The sequence below is a fragment of the Pseudoalteromonas sp. QJM3NY_22 genome, assembly GCF_056173065.1.
In genome coordinates this window covers 1246198-1260457 of record NZ_CM149655.1, presented here as the reverse complement: position 1 = coordinate 1260457, position 14260 = coordinate 1246198, and the positions used below count along the sequence as shown (strand labels likewise).

12 protein-coding genes and 1 pseudogene are annotated in these 14260 nt (G+C 37.7%); 11 read left to right on the top strand and 2 right to left on the bottom strand.

Going from position 1 to position 14260, the window contains the following annotated elements:
* Positions 1-149 precede the first annotated feature (149 nt).
* On the bottom strand, positions 150-455 hold the full coding sequence (gene tnpA / locus AC0VZ4_RS05570) for an IS200/IS605 family transposase (protein WP_457934953.1): 306 nt from the start codon (positions 453-455) through the stop codon (positions 150-152).
* A 94-nt stretch (positions 456-549) separates the two neighbouring features.
* On the opposite strand from tnpA, the gene AC0VZ4_RS05565 reads away from it, so the two are divergent.
* The 3 genes from AC0VZ4_RS05565 to AC0VZ4_RS05555 all read left to right on the top strand — a co-directional run bounded on the left by AC0VZ4_RS05565 (position 550) and on the right by AC0VZ4_RS05555 (position 3473).
* Positions 550-774 (top strand): hypothetical protein, encoded by a 225-nt coding sequence (locus AC0VZ4_RS05565; protein ID WP_033032352.1) that lies wholly within the window; start codon positions 550-552, stop codon positions 772-774.
* 441 nt (positions 775-1215) lie between these two features.
* A complete protein-coding gene (locus tag AC0VZ4_RS05560; protein WP_475441151.1) occupies positions 1216-2496 on the top strand; it encodes a glycerophosphodiester phosphodiesterase family protein in 1281 nt (426 codons plus the stop codon).
* 242 nt (positions 2497-2738) lie between these two features.
* Positions 2739-3473, top strand: a complete 735-nt coding sequence (locus AC0VZ4_RS05555; protein WP_475441150.1) for a dienelactone hydrolase family protein — start codon at positions 2739-2741, stop codon at positions 3471-3473.
* Between the two features lie 32 nt (positions 3474-3505).
* On the opposite strand, the gene AC0VZ4_RS05550 is transcribed toward AC0VZ4_RS05555, so the two are convergent.
* The gene (locus AC0VZ4_RS05550) at positions 3506-4429 is read right to left on the bottom strand and encodes a LysR family transcriptional regulator (protein WP_475441149.1); all 924 of its coding nucleotides are present in this window, start codon (positions 4427-4429) and stop codon (positions 3506-3508) included.
* 156 nt (positions 4430-4585) lie between these two features.
* Between AC0VZ4_RS05550 and AC0VZ4_RS05545 the strand changes: the two genes are divergently transcribed.
* The 8 genes and pseudogenes from AC0VZ4_RS05545 to AC0VZ4_RS05510 all read left to right on the top strand — a co-directional run bounded on the left by AC0VZ4_RS05545 (position 4586) and on the right by AC0VZ4_RS05510 (position 14220).
* Positions 4586-5269, top strand: a complete 684-nt coding sequence (locus AC0VZ4_RS05545) for a type 1 glutamine amidotransferase domain-containing protein (RefSeq protein WP_008137014.1) — start codon at positions 4586-4588, stop codon at positions 5267-5269.
* 116 nt (positions 5270-5385) lie between these two features.
* On the top strand, positions 5386-5967 hold the full coding sequence (locus AC0VZ4_RS05540) for a rhomboid family intramembrane serine protease (protein WP_475441148.1): 582 nt from the start codon (positions 5386-5388) through the stop codon (positions 5965-5967).
* Positions 5968-6057: 90 nt separating this feature from the next.
* A complete protein-coding gene (yghU, locus tag AC0VZ4_RS05535) occupies positions 6058-6900 on the top strand; it encodes a glutathione-dependent disulfide-bond oxidoreductase (RefSeq protein ID WP_475441147.1) in 843 nt (280 codons plus the stop codon).
* A 213-nt stretch (positions 6901-7113) separates the two neighbouring features.
* A pseudogene (locus tag AC0VZ4_RS05530) lies at positions 7114-7647 on the top strand (ABC transporter substrate-binding protein); the annotation flags it as partial.
* An 81-nt stretch (positions 7648-7728) separates the two neighbouring features.
* The gene (locus AC0VZ4_RS05525; protein WP_050484169.1) at positions 7729-8907 is read left to right on the top strand and encodes an IS4 family transposase; all 1179 of its coding nucleotides are present in this window, start codon (positions 7729-7731) and stop codon (positions 8905-8907) included.
* Positions 8908-9014: 107 nt separating this feature from the next.
* Positions 9015-10193 (top strand): IS4 family transposase, encoded by a 1179-nt coding sequence (locus AC0VZ4_RS05520; protein WP_050484169.1) that lies wholly within the window; start codon positions 9015-9017, stop codon positions 10191-10193.
* Positions 10194-10237: 44 nt separating this feature from the next.
* The gene (locus AC0VZ4_RS05515; RefSeq protein WP_475441146.1) at positions 10238-10924 is read left to right on the top strand and encodes a type 1 periplasmic-binding domain-containing protein; all 687 of its coding nucleotides are present in this window, start codon (positions 10238-10240) and stop codon (positions 10922-10924) included.
* Complete coding sequence (locus tag AC0VZ4_RS05510; protein WP_475441145.1) at positions 10924-14220, top strand: PAS domain S-box protein; 3297 nt, start codon at positions 10924-10926, stop codon at positions 14218-14220. The genes AC0VZ4_RS05515 and AC0VZ4_RS05510 overlap by 1 nt, the downstream gene beginning before the upstream one ends.
* Positions 14221-14260: the final 40 nt, after the last annotated feature.

The following is a 14260-nucleotide window of genomic DNA, read 5'->3' as shown; positions in this document are numbered from 1 at the left end:
TCGCTCGGTAATTAGACCGACATAATCCCTTGGTAATCACACTAGTACAGTTTAAAGGAGTCCTAACTGAGCCCCGTGTTTTTCTTTATTGTCTAATTCGGTTAGCTGGTTTTGCACATACGCTCTGATCGTATCTTCGTTTGCATTTCCTATCGTTTCGACAAAATAACTCTGAGTCCACAGCTTACCCCCCAAAAGTATCGCCTCTTTACATCTGGATAAAGTCGAAAAAATTCTCTCGCCGAAATACTCTTTACTATCTGCATTATTTTACTAGGTGACATTTTCGGTTCACTTCGAACTACGATATGAATATGATCTTCTGGTATTTCTAACTCAATTATATCAATGTCATAGTCGTAACCAATCTTTTGAATAATTGCTTTCATCTCTGTTCTATAAGGCTCTGAGAACACTTTATGTCGATATTTAGGTATCCACACAAAATGGTACATGATCCTAAAAACGTGATGCGTATTTCTTTGAAGTTCCATGTGTTCGATAGTATAGACTGGGACAAGCCCAGTCTATACTATCCAGCACGGGGGTTTGCCCCCGAGATTTTCGCTACGCTCTGTTAAAGGTGCATTAGCGGTTGTTTCCCAACTAGAAAAAAGAGAAAGTCGCAGTGAAAAAGATGTATGGTTGAAAGCATTAACCGCGCGTCGAGGAAAGAAAGTAGCAGCCATTGCTTTAGCGAATAAAACGATAAGAACGGCTTTTGCAATGCAAAAGCATGATAAAGAATACCAGCCACAATTACTTGCGGCTTAAAATTTGTCAATAAGAGCGCTTAAAATAGGTAAGACCAACCTTCAATAGACTGTTAGGGCCTGAAGTTTCATAAACTGCTCAACAGAAAAGTCATGAAGGTGCGAATACATAAGAGGCCAGAGGTAGCACCTCAATTTGAGTCCGTATATAAGCTAGCATCTAAATTTATTTTAACTTTTTCTTTTTGACATTTACGGGGAGTCCATATAGGCCCTAGCTGGCTTTTGTAATATAACTGCAAATATTGTGAGATATTATCTTGTTATAAGCTTTACTAACAGTAAAAAATACTCGCACTAAATTCAACATAACCAAGCTGGTATTTTTAAATTATGCCTGTTCCTTATCTATCCAATCACTATTGGTCAAAAGGTCGGAACCGTCACTAAGTTCATTTATTAAACAAAATTAAAGTTAATTTATAAATTAGTGGAATAAAAAATGAAACATGCAGTCCCTTTAATTGGCTTGGCATTAATTGTATTGTCAGGCTGTGATGACGATGTAGAAAAAGAAGTGGTTGTTACCAACACCGAAGTTGAAATTGTTGAAGGAGTAAACATTCAGCTAGGCACTCGCCCTGACTATTTAATTGATGATATGGCGCAAAGCACACTAAAAACAAAATTAGAGTCATGCAGCGAAGGGCCATTTTATCGTACTGATTTTTCCATTGGTCATCGCGGTGCGCCAATGCAATACCCTGAGCATACTAAAGAAGCCTACATTGCTGCAGCCAGAATGGGCGCAGGCATTGTTGAATGCGATGTTACATTTACAAACGACAAAGAGCTTGTTTGTCGCCACTCTCAATGTGATTTACATACCACGACTAATATTTTAGCCATTCCTGAACTTGCAGCGAAATGCAGTGTGCCATTTACACCAGCCGATCCTGCTAATGGTATTGCTGCATCAGCTAAATGTTGTACCAGCGACATAAGCTTAGCGGAGTTTTTAACCCTTGAAGGTAAAATGGATGGTGCAAACACTAATGCAACTACCGTTGCCGATTACATGGATGGTACACCAAGTTGGCGCACTGATTTATATGCCACCAACGGCACATTGATGACCCATAAACAAAGCATTGCACTGTTTAATGAGCTGGGTGTAAAAATGACCCCAGAACTAAAATCGCCACAAGTAAGTATGCCATTTGATGGAATGACACAAGAGCAATATGCGCAAAAAATGCTAGACGAGTACACACAATTGTATGTGCCAGCCTCAAAAGTTTACCCGCAATCATTTAACCTTGATGACGTAAAATACTGGATTAACAACAACCCTGACTTTGCAGACAAAAGCGTATACCTAGATGGTCGCGACAGTGAAACCGGTTTTGATCCAAGTAATCCACAAACATGGCAACCGAGCATGGATGAACTTGTTGCCGATGGCGTTAAAATTTTAGCCCCTCCTATTTGGATGATGCTAACAATAGATAGCGAAAACAATATCGTCCCCTCGCAATATGCAATTGACGCTAAAGCGGCAGGTTTAGCGCTTATTGCATGGAGCCTTGAGCGCTCAGGCCCGCTAAATGAAGGCGGCGGTTATTACTATCAATCAATTGCTGATGTTATAGATAACGATGGCGATATGATGACGGTTGTTGATGTACTTGCAAAAGACGTGGGGGTTATGGCTATATTTTCAGATTGGCCTGCTACGGTAAGTTATTACGCCAGTTGTAATAAAATGCCTGCAAGTATTTAATACCAATCTGCTTATATATAGGGTCTATTTAACGTTAAGAAAATTACGCTAGAACTAGGCAAAAATTTTTTTATCTAGTTGTTCTAAATAAAAAATTTTTAACGACGTTATAGTGAAATTTAATTCGTTAAATTGATCAAAGATTTATGCAGGTTGGTATAAATACTCAACAACAAAAGTCGTTTATCTTATCGCGCTCAGTTACCATATCATTATATAATTTTATTTAACTGAGCGCTTTTATGATAATCCAACAACATAATGCTGACTTGCCAACACCTACAGGTTTAATGCGAACAACCGTATATCGCCCTCAAGCGCAAGGACAGTTCCCTGCTATCATTTTTTATTCTGAAATATTTCAGCAAACCGCCCCGATTGCACGCAGCGCAGCTATTTTAGCAAGCCATGGCTTTGTGGTGTTAGTCCCGGAAGTATTTCACGAGTTAAACCCTATAGGCACTGTGCTTGCTTACGACGATGCAGGTAAAGACAAAGGCAATGCCGACAAATGGGCAAAGCCACTTGAGCACCACGACAGTGACACACAAACTATGATCGACTTCATTAGATTACAAAGCTATTGCACAGGCACCGTCGGCGCAATGGGCGTATGTATTGGCGGACATTTAGCTTATAGAGCAGCACTTAACCCTGAAATTAAAGCTGCTTTTTGTTTATATGCTACTGATATTCACAGCAATACATTACCGGCAAAACTAGGCAACAACTCATTCGAGCGTATGGCTGATATACAAGGTGAAATTCACTTTATATGGGGAAAACAAGACCCGCATGTACCAAAGGAAGGCCGCGCTAAAATATACCAACAATGTGTAAGCACAAACATTAATTATCAGTGGCAAGAAGTTAACGCACAGCATGCCTTTATGCGTGATGAAGGTGAGCGATACGATGCAGCCCTTGCTATTAATATGTATCAACAAGCGGTTGCATTATTTAGCCGTACTTTATAAGTGCTTTATAGATATTTTAAAAGCGAAAATAATTAAACGCCTTTCAGCATACCTAAAGCGGTATGCTGCTTTACAAAGTAGGCTTTTAAGTAATCAATAAACAATCGTAGTTTTTTAGATCCCGCAGCCCCTGGCGGAAATACCCCGTAAAGCTCAATATCTTTGCTTTTATAATCATCTAATATTATTTCAAGCAGTCCAGCTTGCACTTTTGGCCACGCATCGTAAAGCGGAATACGCCCAATGCCATGCCCCGCTTCTACAAAGGCTGTACGTGCGGCTGCGTTATTAGTACTTAGTCCGCCTTGCATTGTAATATCGTGTTTTTTGCCATCTTTTTGAAGTGTTAATGTTTTACTCCCGAGCTGGTAAACGACCCATTGGTGATCTGCTAGCTCTAAGGGTGTTTTAGGTTTACCAAAATGTGCAAAGTATTCCGGCGCGCCACAAATACAGGTGCTCATTGTAGTCAACTTGGTTGCCTGCAAGTTGGAGTCACTCAGCGCCACGCCCCTAATTGCAAAATCAAACCCATTTTTAATAATATCGATAACGTCATCCGTAAGTTGTAAATCAATTTTTATTTTAGGATATTGCCGTTTAAAGGTATTTATTGCAGGCACAATTAATTGCATTCCTACATTTACGGGGCAACTAATTTTAAGCAAACCTTGTGGCTCACTTTTTATATTTTCTATTTGTTGATTAGCGGCATTGGCTTGTTCGGTAATTATTCTACAACGCTCATAATAAGCAATGCCGGCTTCAGTGAGCGCCATGGTGCGGGTTGAACGATTTAGTAAAGTGATTTCAAGTTGGGTTTCTAATTTTTTTAAATGATAACTTGCCACGGCTCGCGTAAGCCCTAGCTGTTTAGCAGCAGCGGTTAAGCTACCCTGCTCTACAATTTGTGCAAATACCACCATACTTTTTAACTGCTCAAACGACACTTTCATAAACGCTCCACAATGTGTTTCAAATTCAACTCTTTAATTGTATCAATTATTAAATCAATAAAGTCAAATTTATCATCGTTATTTAAAGGAGTGTTAGTCCATATAGTAATCGGTAAGCAAGATTACTAATTTAAATCATCAGAAGGAATATATTCAATGTCTAAAAAAATACTTATGGTTCTTACATCTCACGCAGAACTTGGTAACACTGGCGAAAAAACAGGTTTTTGGGTAGAAGAATTTGCAGCCCCTTATTACGCCTTTGTTGATGCCGGCGTTGAAGTAACGTTAGCGTCTCCAGCTGGCGGCCAACCACCCATTGATCCGACAAGTACACTTGCTGATTTTCAAACAGATGCAACAAAACGTTATGACGCAGATAGCGCAGCACAAACATTAATGGCAAACACTAAAGTGTTGAGTGAAGTGAATTCAAGCGATTTTGACGCTGTATTTTACCCAGGTGGCCACGGCCCATTATGGGACTTGGTTGACAACACAGATTCAATTTCACTTATCGAAAGCTTTGTAAAAGAGCAAAAACCGGTTGCCGCGGTATGTCATGCAAGCGCGGCATTTTTAAATGTTAAAGATGCTGATGGCAATGCATTAGTAGCGGGTAAAAAAGTAACTGGTTTTACTAACTCAGAAGAAGCTGCAGTACAACTTACCGACATCGTGCCATTTTTAGTTGAAGACGAGCTAATTAAAAAAGGCGGCGATTATCAAAAAACTGACGACTGGGGCGTATTAGCACTAGTAGATGGTTTAGTAATTACCGGTCAAAATCCAGCAAGCTCTGAACTAGCTGCTAAAAAGCTACTAACTAAGTTAGGTTAATAGCGAGTAATAATTAAAATTAAGCACAGTATTTTATGCTGTGCTTTTTTAATTGCTTTTCATTAGCAAATACAATTCCTATACTGGCAACTCTTAAAGTCAATTAGGGCAATTATATGGCAACCAAGCCAACCACACTGACATTACTAACCAGTACCCGTTTCGCAATTTTTAGTATTGTTGTTATTTGCTTTGTACTACAAGTAATTAATAGCCTCCCTGGTATAAGCTTAAATGGTTTAGGAATATACCCACGCAGTATCCAAGGCTTAATTGGCATACTATGCGCGCCTTTTTTACATGGTAGCTGGTGGCATTTTGCCAGTAACATGATCCCATTTGTAGTATTAAGTTGGCTAATTTGCCAATACAGCGTTAAGCGTTTTTATAATGTATTTATTTTTACCGCTTTAGTTGGTGGACTGTTAGTTTGGGCATTTGGGCGCAGTAACATACATGTTGGTTTAAGCGGTGTTATATATGGCTTGTGGGGATTTATACTTTGCTATGGCGTGGTCAGGCGTTCGTTAAAATCCATTATCATTGCTATTGCTGTTGCCATACTTTATAGCGGTTTTATATGGGGTGTTTTACCTCAGCGCTACCATGTATCGTTTGAAAGCCATCTATTTGGAGCGCTAAGCGGGTTGTTTTTAGGTTATAGATTAGCAAAAAACGATAAGCTAAAAGGTCGATGAGTTAAATATTAAACGAAACCTTTAATTAATTTTTTATGTCCCCATTTATGAGTAAGTATTAAACAATTCTATTTAACATTGAGGTTATTTATGAGTGATGAAAACGAGTATACACCACCAAAAGTATGGACGTGGGAAAGTGAAAGTGGCGGTAAGTTTGCTAGTATTAATCGCCCCATTGCCGGCGCGACTCATGACAAAACTCTACCTATTGGTGAGCACGCATTTCAGCTTTATTCTCTTGCGACACCTAATGGTCAAAAAGCCACTATTATGTTTGAAGAGCTTTTACAGCTTGGCTTAACTGGTGCAGACTACGACGCATATTTAATAAATATAGGTGATGGCGATCAGTTTGGTTCTGACTTTGTTGATATTAATCCAAATTCGAAAATCCCAGCACTAATGGATCATTCAACCACGCCACCGACTCGTATTTTTGAATCGGGTTCTATTTTACAGTATTTGGCTGAAAAATTTGATGTACTCATCCCTAAAGACTTAAAAGCTAAAACGCAGTGTCGTAACTGGCTATTTTGGCAAATGGGTTCAGCGCCATATTTAGGTGGCGGATTTGGTCACTTTTATAGCTATGCGCCAAGTAAAATGCAATACCCTATTGACCGTTTTACAATGGAAACTAAACGCCAACTTGATGTGTTAAACCGTCATTTAAGCGAAAACGAATACATGGCGGGTGATGAATATTCAATTGCCGATATCGCCATTTGGCCGTGGTACGGCTCGCTAGTTCTAGGTGCTTTGTATGATGCATCTGAGTTTTTAGATGTTGCTTCATACACTCACGTTGTACGCTGGGCTACACAGGTTTCAGAGCGCCCAGCTGTAAAACGCGGTCGTCGTGTTAATCGCACATGGGGCCCTGAAGAAGAGCAAATGGCAGAGCGCCATAAAGGCAGTGATTTTAAATAAAATAGCCACGCGTCTTTGTATAAAAGCCAGTAATATTTGCTGGCTTTTATACCTCAAAAGACACGCCATTTATTGCCAATAAATTAATTAAAGCAACAGCTTAATACAAATTAACTATTTAAATCATTTATTATAAAGTTATTTTCTTTTAAAATATGAAAACGCTCCAAAATAAGCTAACTTTAATATAAATTATTAAAACTAAGTGTTTTTATGCGTATAACTATTTATCTCATCATCATAAGCCTCTTTTATACTGCCTCTTTTTCCTTTAGTACCTACGCTGAAAATATTAAAACACTGACTATTTATCACGATTCTGACTACTCTAATCATAACGAATCCGCCTATGCAATGAAAATGGGAGCACTTACAGCACTCGCCGAAATTAATAATAATGTACAAGGTTACCAAATAAATTTTATTGAAAAAGATAATAGAGGAAACTCTAATCGCAGCTTGCTGCATATGCAGCAGTTTTTAAAAGATTCAAACGCGTTAGTTTTTTTGGGGGGTCTACACTCTCCTCCCTATATTAAAAATAGAGATTTTATAAATAAAAATAAACTATTACTTTTAGTTCCTTGGGCTGCTGGTGGGCCAATTACCCGCTACCCTGACGAGAAAAACTGGGTATTTAGACTCTCTGTAGACGATACAAAAGCAGGCCATAGAATGGCCCAATTTGCAACGCAGACTCTTGGTTGTCAAAAACCCCAACTGTTATTAGAAAATACCCCTTGGGGCTGACGAATCCCCAAAACGTGACAGGCACAGCAATTTATGATCTTATGTAAATCACCACAACCCACATAAGTCACAACTGCTATGCCTGACACATCAGTTTGCCATAAGTACTTTAAACATGCATTAGCGCCATTCAATAATGCCAGAGTAAAAACATTACTAAGCTGCAGTAATGCATTAATTTCGGGCAATAAACTTACCTTAACTGAAATCGGCAGAAATTTGTCTGGCGCTGTGGATGTAAAACATAAAATAAAACGCGTTGATCGCTTCTTAAAAAATACTCACCTCTACAATGAAAGGGTCGCTATCTATAAAGCATTAGCTCATCCTATTATCGACTCTTTACCAATGCTTGCAATTGCCGTTGACTGGAGCGGTGCCTGTGGTCACGACTATCACTTACTGCGAGCAAGCTTACTTGTGGATGGGCGCTCTATCGTGATTTATAACATGATTGTTGAGCAGAAGAATTTTGATAGCCCAGCAACCAACAGCCTGTTTTTAGATGAACTTTATGAAGTGCTTGGACGACATCCTAGTGTCTATATTGTAACAGACGGCGGCTTTCTTACGCCTTGGTATAGTAAAGTACGCGAACTTGGTTGGCATATGATAGGTCGATTAAGAGGCTCAATGAAGTGTAAACTAGCCATGCAATCACAATGGCATACATTAAAACAACTTAGGGCTGGTGCCAGCGATATACCAAAGGCGTTAGGTCAAGCAAGACTAACTCAGTCCAGCCCGACAGCATGCGATGCATTTTTACACGTATATCATGGAAAAAATAAAGGAAGAAAAGGAAAAAGCAGATTTACGAAAGATACAAAAATGTATCAAAACTTAGCGAAAGAGCCATGGTTACTCGCGACATCAGACAATACAATGACGAGTAAGCGAGTAGTTGGTTTATATAGTAAAAGAATGCAAATAGAGCAAAATTTCCGCGATGACAAAAGTTTGAGATATGGTTTTTCGTGGCGTTTTAGTAAAAGCACCGGCATAAATAGAATAGGAATATTATGCTTGATAGCCACAATAGCGAGCACTGCGTTATGGTTTATAGGGTGTGAAGCAGAAAAAAGAAAGTGGCATATAAAATTTCAAGCAAATAGTGTTAAGAATCGCCGAGTTCTTTCATTTTTAACCTTAGCCAAGCAAGTCATAAAGCTATGTAAGAGACGTATTACACAAAGCTATATAGAAAAAAGTTTAAAAAACTTTATTTCTAATTATCAAAAAGAGGCCGCTGGATAAAGTGGGGATCCCTCAGCCCTTTGGGCTGACGAATCCCCAAAACGTGACAGGCACAGCAATTTATGATCTTATGTAAATCACCACAACCCACATAAGTCACAACTGCTATGCCTGACACATCAGTTTGCCATAAGTACTTTAAACATGCATTAGCGCCATTCAATAATGCCAGAGTAAAAACATTACTAAGCTGCAGTAATGCATTAATTTCGGGCAATAAACTTACCTTAACTGAAATCGGCAGAAATTTGTCTGGCGCTGTGGATGTAAAACATAAAATAAAACGCGTTGATCGCTTCTTAAAAAATACTCACCTCTACAATGAAAGGGTCGCTATCTATAAAGCATTAGCTCATCCTATTATCGACTCTTTACCAATGCTTGCAATTGCCGTTGACTGGAGCGGTGCCTGTGGTCACGACTATCACTTACTGCGAGCAAGCTTACTTGTGGATGGGCGCTCTATCGTGATTTATAACATGATTGTTGAGCAGAAGAATTTTGATAGCCCAGCAACCAACAGCCTGTTTTTAGATGAACTTTATGAAGTGCTTGGACGACATCCTAGTGTCTATATTGTAACAGACGGCGGCTTTCTTACGCCTTGGTATAGTAAAGTACGCGAACTTGGTTGGCATATGATAGGTCGATTAAGAGGCTCAATGAAGTGTAAACTAGCCATGCAATCACAATGGCATACATTAAAACAACTTAGGGCTGGTGCCAGCGATATACCAAAGGCGTTAGGTCAAGCAAGACTAACTCAGTCCAGCCCGACAGCATGCGATGCATTTTTACACGTATATCATGGAAAAAATAAAGGAAGAAAAGGAAAAAGCAGATTTACGAAAGATACAAAAATGTATCAAAACTTAGCGAAAGAGCCATGGTTACTCGCGACATCAGACAATACAATGACGAGTAAGCGAGTAGTTGGTTTATATAGTAAAAGAATGCAAATAGAGCAAAATTTCCGCGATGACAAAAGTTTGAGATATGGTTTTTCGTGGCGTTTTAGTAAAAGCACCGGCATAAATAGAATAGGAATATTATGCTTGATAGCCACAATAGCGAGCACTGCGTTATGGTTTATAGGGTGTGAAGCAGAAAAAAGAAAGTGGCATATAAAATTTCAAGCAAATAGTGTTAAGAATCGCCGAGTTCTTTCATTTTTAACCTTAGCCAAGCAAGTCATAAAGCTATGTAAGAGACGTATTACACAAAGCTATATAGAAAAAAGTTTAAAAAACTTTATTTCTAATTATCAAAAAGAGGCCGCTGGATAAAGTGGGGATCCCTCAGCCCTTGGGGTAAGTCTAACAATATTGCGATGAGCAAAGCATTGGGGAATATTAAAACTAAAGTAAATTGGTTTAATTGGAACATAAAAGCGAATAGTGCAAAAATAATTCTACGTGAAATCATAAGCGACCAAGCCGATTGTATTTTGTTTGTGGGTAACGCACTTGAAGGAGCTGAAATAATTAACGCTATGGCAAGCTTTGTAGAGAATAAGCGAGTACCTATAATTAGTCACTGGGGGATCACTGGGGGGGATTTTTTCACAAATGTTGAGCACGCAATAAAATCAAACCTCAGCCTGCATTTCATACAAAGCTGTTTTTCTTTTTTAACTAAACCCCAAACAAAGCTTACCAAAAACGTGGTAAATCAAGCGCTATCGCTTTCCCCCCCTTCTATAGCACCAGAAAAGCTGGATTCTCCGGCTGGGTTTATCCATGCATATGATCTTACTAAAATCCTATTACAAGCCATTTCGCAAACAACATTAACCGACGATATACAAAAAAACAGGGCGAATATTAGGCTCGCATTAGAGAATTTAAATCAACCAATCGATGGATTAATTAAACAATATAAGCAGCCTTTTACTCAGTGGTCTAATGATGATGCAGATGCACATGAAGCACTTGGGTTAGGTGATTTATGCATGGCAAATTATAAACCTGATGGGAGTATTCATATATTAAATAATTTAGAAGGCAGTCCAGAATAATGCCAAACTCACTGAGTAATAAATTTAAACTGACAACAAACAATGCATTTTATACTTTTTTAGCATTGAGTTTAATACTTTCAGTAACAATAAGCCTTTTACTTGTTGGGAGCAGAGCTAATGATGCTATTTATGATTTACAGAGTAAAAGTATAGAAATTGAATCAGAGTTAACCACTAGTTACTTAATGCTTTTTATAGAAACCCGAGAACAGATCCTCAAAGATATTGCTCGCCAGCCAATTTTGTCAAATGCAATCATGGGCTCAGAAACATCTAAAGCTGCGCTATTAGATTACCTTGATGAATATAAAATTTTAGGAAAAACCGAAAAGCTTGTTATTACAAATATTCTCCAAGAAGTTGTGTATAGCAGTGACTCATCATTAGCTGAGGTAATTGCGACAGAACCTACTTGGCTAAATAGTATAATTAACAATCAAATAGAAAGCGCTGTTATTTTACGGTCATCACAATCGCAATATTTTTTTACCATTGCAGTACCTATAAAATATAACAACCTCAGTGAAGGGGTGCTAACAGTAAAATTTAGCACACCGCTTAGGGAGTTATTACCTGCAAAATTTGTATTAAATAATCACAACATCATACTCAGTGGCCCTTGGGTCTCTTTTTCAAATTTAGATGAAACACAGCAGTATATTTCAATCAGTAAAAAACCGGTTGGCTCCACAGGCATTGAGTTAAATTATTTAATAAAAAACAGCTTATTAGCTGAAAAAGTAACCGCCTTTATGCTAGATATAGCAGTAGCTCTTATTTTAAGCCTACTCCTTTCATCTGTTGTGTTATTAATTTTTGGTAGGCATTTACTATTAAACCCATTTAAGCAGCTTGAGATTTCAAAAAAAGCGATCAAATTAAGTGAAGCCCGTTATAAGTTAGCAGTTGAAGGCAGCAATGATGGTATTTGGGATTGGGATATCCTCTCTAATACAATATATTTTTCCCCACGGATTAGAGTATTACTTGGATACAATGAAAACGATATAGAGTTTTTACCTAATACAATTGAAACATTTAATAACCTAATTCATATTGATGATATAGATGAAAACCAAAAACAATTAAAAGCGCATTTAACGCAAAATAAACCATATAATATTGAATACCGCTTAAAGAATAAATCAGGTGTATACCGTCACTTTAGAGCGAAAGGCATGGCATTACGAGACAGCAATAATATTGCTATCAGAATGGCGGGCTCAATTACTGACATCACTGAACAAAAAAAATCACAAGAGGCATTAAAAAAAGCCAAAGAACAAAATGATTTATTAGCCCATGCTATAGAGTCTTGTAATGTAGGAATATCGATCGCAGATGCTAAAGTTCCTGGTCTACCTTTAGTATTTTTAAATAGCGAGTTTGAAAAAATAACCGGTTACAAAAAAGAAGATATGATCGGTAAAAATTGCCGTGTTTTACAAGGCCCCAACACAGATAAAAAATCAATATCGGTCATTAAAAACGCAATAAAATCATTAGAAACTCAGCGTGTAGAAATAGTAAACTACAAAAAGGATGGCACCGCATTTTGGAATAGTTTACAAATCTCCCCTGTTTTTGACGAGCACTCTAAACTCACCGCCTTTGTAGGAATTCAGCAAGATATCACTAAACGGATTGCTGCCAATCATTCATTAATTGAAGCAAAAGCATTAGCAGAACAAGCCAATATAGCAAAAAGTGAGTTTTTAGCCTCAATGAGTCATGAAATACGTACGCCTATGAATGGAGTACTCGGTATGCTTAACTTTATTTTAGATAGTCCTTTAAACGAAAAGCAGCAATATCAAACACGTATTGCACTTAACAGTGCAAACTCTTTACTCAATATAATTAATGATATTTTAGATTTTTCAAAAGTAGATGCAGGTAAGCTTGAGCTAGAAGAGTTAGAGTTTAACTTGCATGCCATGCTAGGAGATTTTTTAGAAACAGTCGCAGCTCAAGCATATAGTAAAGGTATTGAACTTATTTTAGATATTACAGATATCAAATACCCTTTCGTTATTGGAGATTCTGGACGACTCAGACAAATATTAACAAATCTTGTTAATAACGCCCTTAAATTTACCCATGTAGGGGAAGTGCAAATTATTGCTAAATTAATTCCCACTAATGGGAATGAAATACGCTTTAACTGCCAAGTGAAGGATACCGGAATAGGCATTCCAGTAGAGCAACAAGCCAAGTTATTTAAATCATTTTCACAAGTAGATTCTTCAACAACACGGAAATACGGCGGGACAGGATTAGGCTTAGCCATCGTTAAAAAACTCTGCAATTTGATGCAAGGTGAAGTAGAGGTAAAGTCGGACGAAAATAAAGGGAGTAACTTTATTTTTGATATCACTTTAAAGAAAAGTAAAAAAACAGAAAAAATAATGCCTCCTATAGATATTACTGGAATTAACATACAAATAGCGTGCAGTAACAAAAGCCAAGCTAACGTACTTCAAAAGCAGCTTACACAATGGGGAGCAATCGTAACAATAAGCTCATCAGCAAAAATTGCGCTAAATACTTACGAGCAATTTTATACCCAACATGCTCATCCTTTCGACATTGTAATTATTGATACAAAACTTAGCGACAGTAACGGATTAACACTCGGTAAAACGATTAATGATCTAACTCTTCTCAGTACAGCAAACCTTGTATTGATGACCACAATAGATCAGTTTGAAACTAATGAACACTATAAACAAAATGGTTTTACTGCTTACTTTCCAAAACCGATGACAACTAAAGATATTTTTAACCTTCTTACAAAATGCTTACCCAAGAGAAACACTTTACATAGTGAAAATACCCAAACTTGTACCATAACCAAAAAACCACTTGGGCCGAATGATATTGTATGGCGTGAAGATATACGTATTTTATTAGCTGAAGGTAATCAAATTAATCAGATTGTCGCCGCAACAACATTGAAAAAGATGGGAATTAGTGTTGTAGATATTGCGACCAATGGTAAAGAGGTACTTGATTACTTAGATCAAAAAAATACTATTGAGCCATACTCTCTTATTTTAATGGATTGCCAGATGCCTGTTATGGACGGATATCAGGCAACAACTTTAATTAGAAATAATGAAGCAAGAGATAAAGCAAACGCCATTACAATCATAGCCATGACAGCGAATGCTATGACGGGTGATAAAACTAAATGTTTAGATTCCGGAATGGATGACTATATATCAAAACCAATTGCCCAAGATATTTTATTTGAAAAGCTTTTAAAGTGGCTTCCTCACTCTGTAAAATAGACATTCAGCCACATTTTCTTACATATATTTAGTTGTTCTA

What these genes read in the sequence shown, in the direction of transcription:
- tnpA (WP_457934953.1), bottom strand. Translation starts at nt 455, where the DNA reads ATGTACCATTTTGTGTGGATACCTAAATATCGACATAAAGTGTTCTCA.
- AC0VZ4_RS05560 (WP_475441151.1), top strand. Translation starts at nt 1,216, where the DNA reads ATGAAACATGCAGTCCCTTTAATTGGCTTGGCATTAATTGTATTGTCA.
- AC0VZ4_RS05555 (WP_475441150.1), top strand. Translation starts at nt 2,739, where the DNA reads ATGATAATCCAACAACATAATGCTGACTTGCCAACACCTACAGGTTTA.
- AC0VZ4_RS05550 (WP_475441149.1), bottom strand. Translation starts at nt 4,429, where the DNA reads ATGAAAGTGTCGTTTGAGCAGTTAAAAAGTATGGTGGTATTTGCACAA.
- AC0VZ4_RS05545 (WP_008137014.1), top strand. Translation starts at nt 4,586, where the DNA reads ATGTCTAAAAAAATACTTATGGTTCTTACATCTCACGCAGAACTTGGT.
- AC0VZ4_RS05540 (WP_475441148.1), top strand. Translation starts at nt 5,386, where the DNA reads ATGGCAACCAAGCCAACCACACTGACATTACTAACCAGTACCCGTTTC.
- yghU (WP_475441147.1), top strand. Translation starts at nt 6,058, where the DNA reads ATGAGTGATGAAAACGAGTATACACCACCAAAAGTATGGACGTGGGAA.
- AC0VZ4_RS05525 (WP_050484169.1), top strand. Translation starts at nt 7,729, where the DNA reads ATGCCTGACACATCAGTTTGCCATAAGTACTTTAAACATGCATTAGCG.
- AC0VZ4_RS05520 (WP_050484169.1), top strand. Translation starts at nt 9,015, where the DNA reads ATGCCTGACACATCAGTTTGCCATAAGTACTTTAAACATGCATTAGCG.
- AC0VZ4_RS05515 (WP_475441146.1), top strand. Translation starts at nt 10,238, where the DNA reads ATGAGCAAAGCATTGGGGAATATTAAAACTAAAGTAAATTGGTTTAAT.
- AC0VZ4_RS05510 (WP_475441145.1), top strand. Translation starts at nt 10,924, where the DNA reads ATGCCAAACTCACTGAGTAATAAATTTAAACTGACAACAAACAATGCA.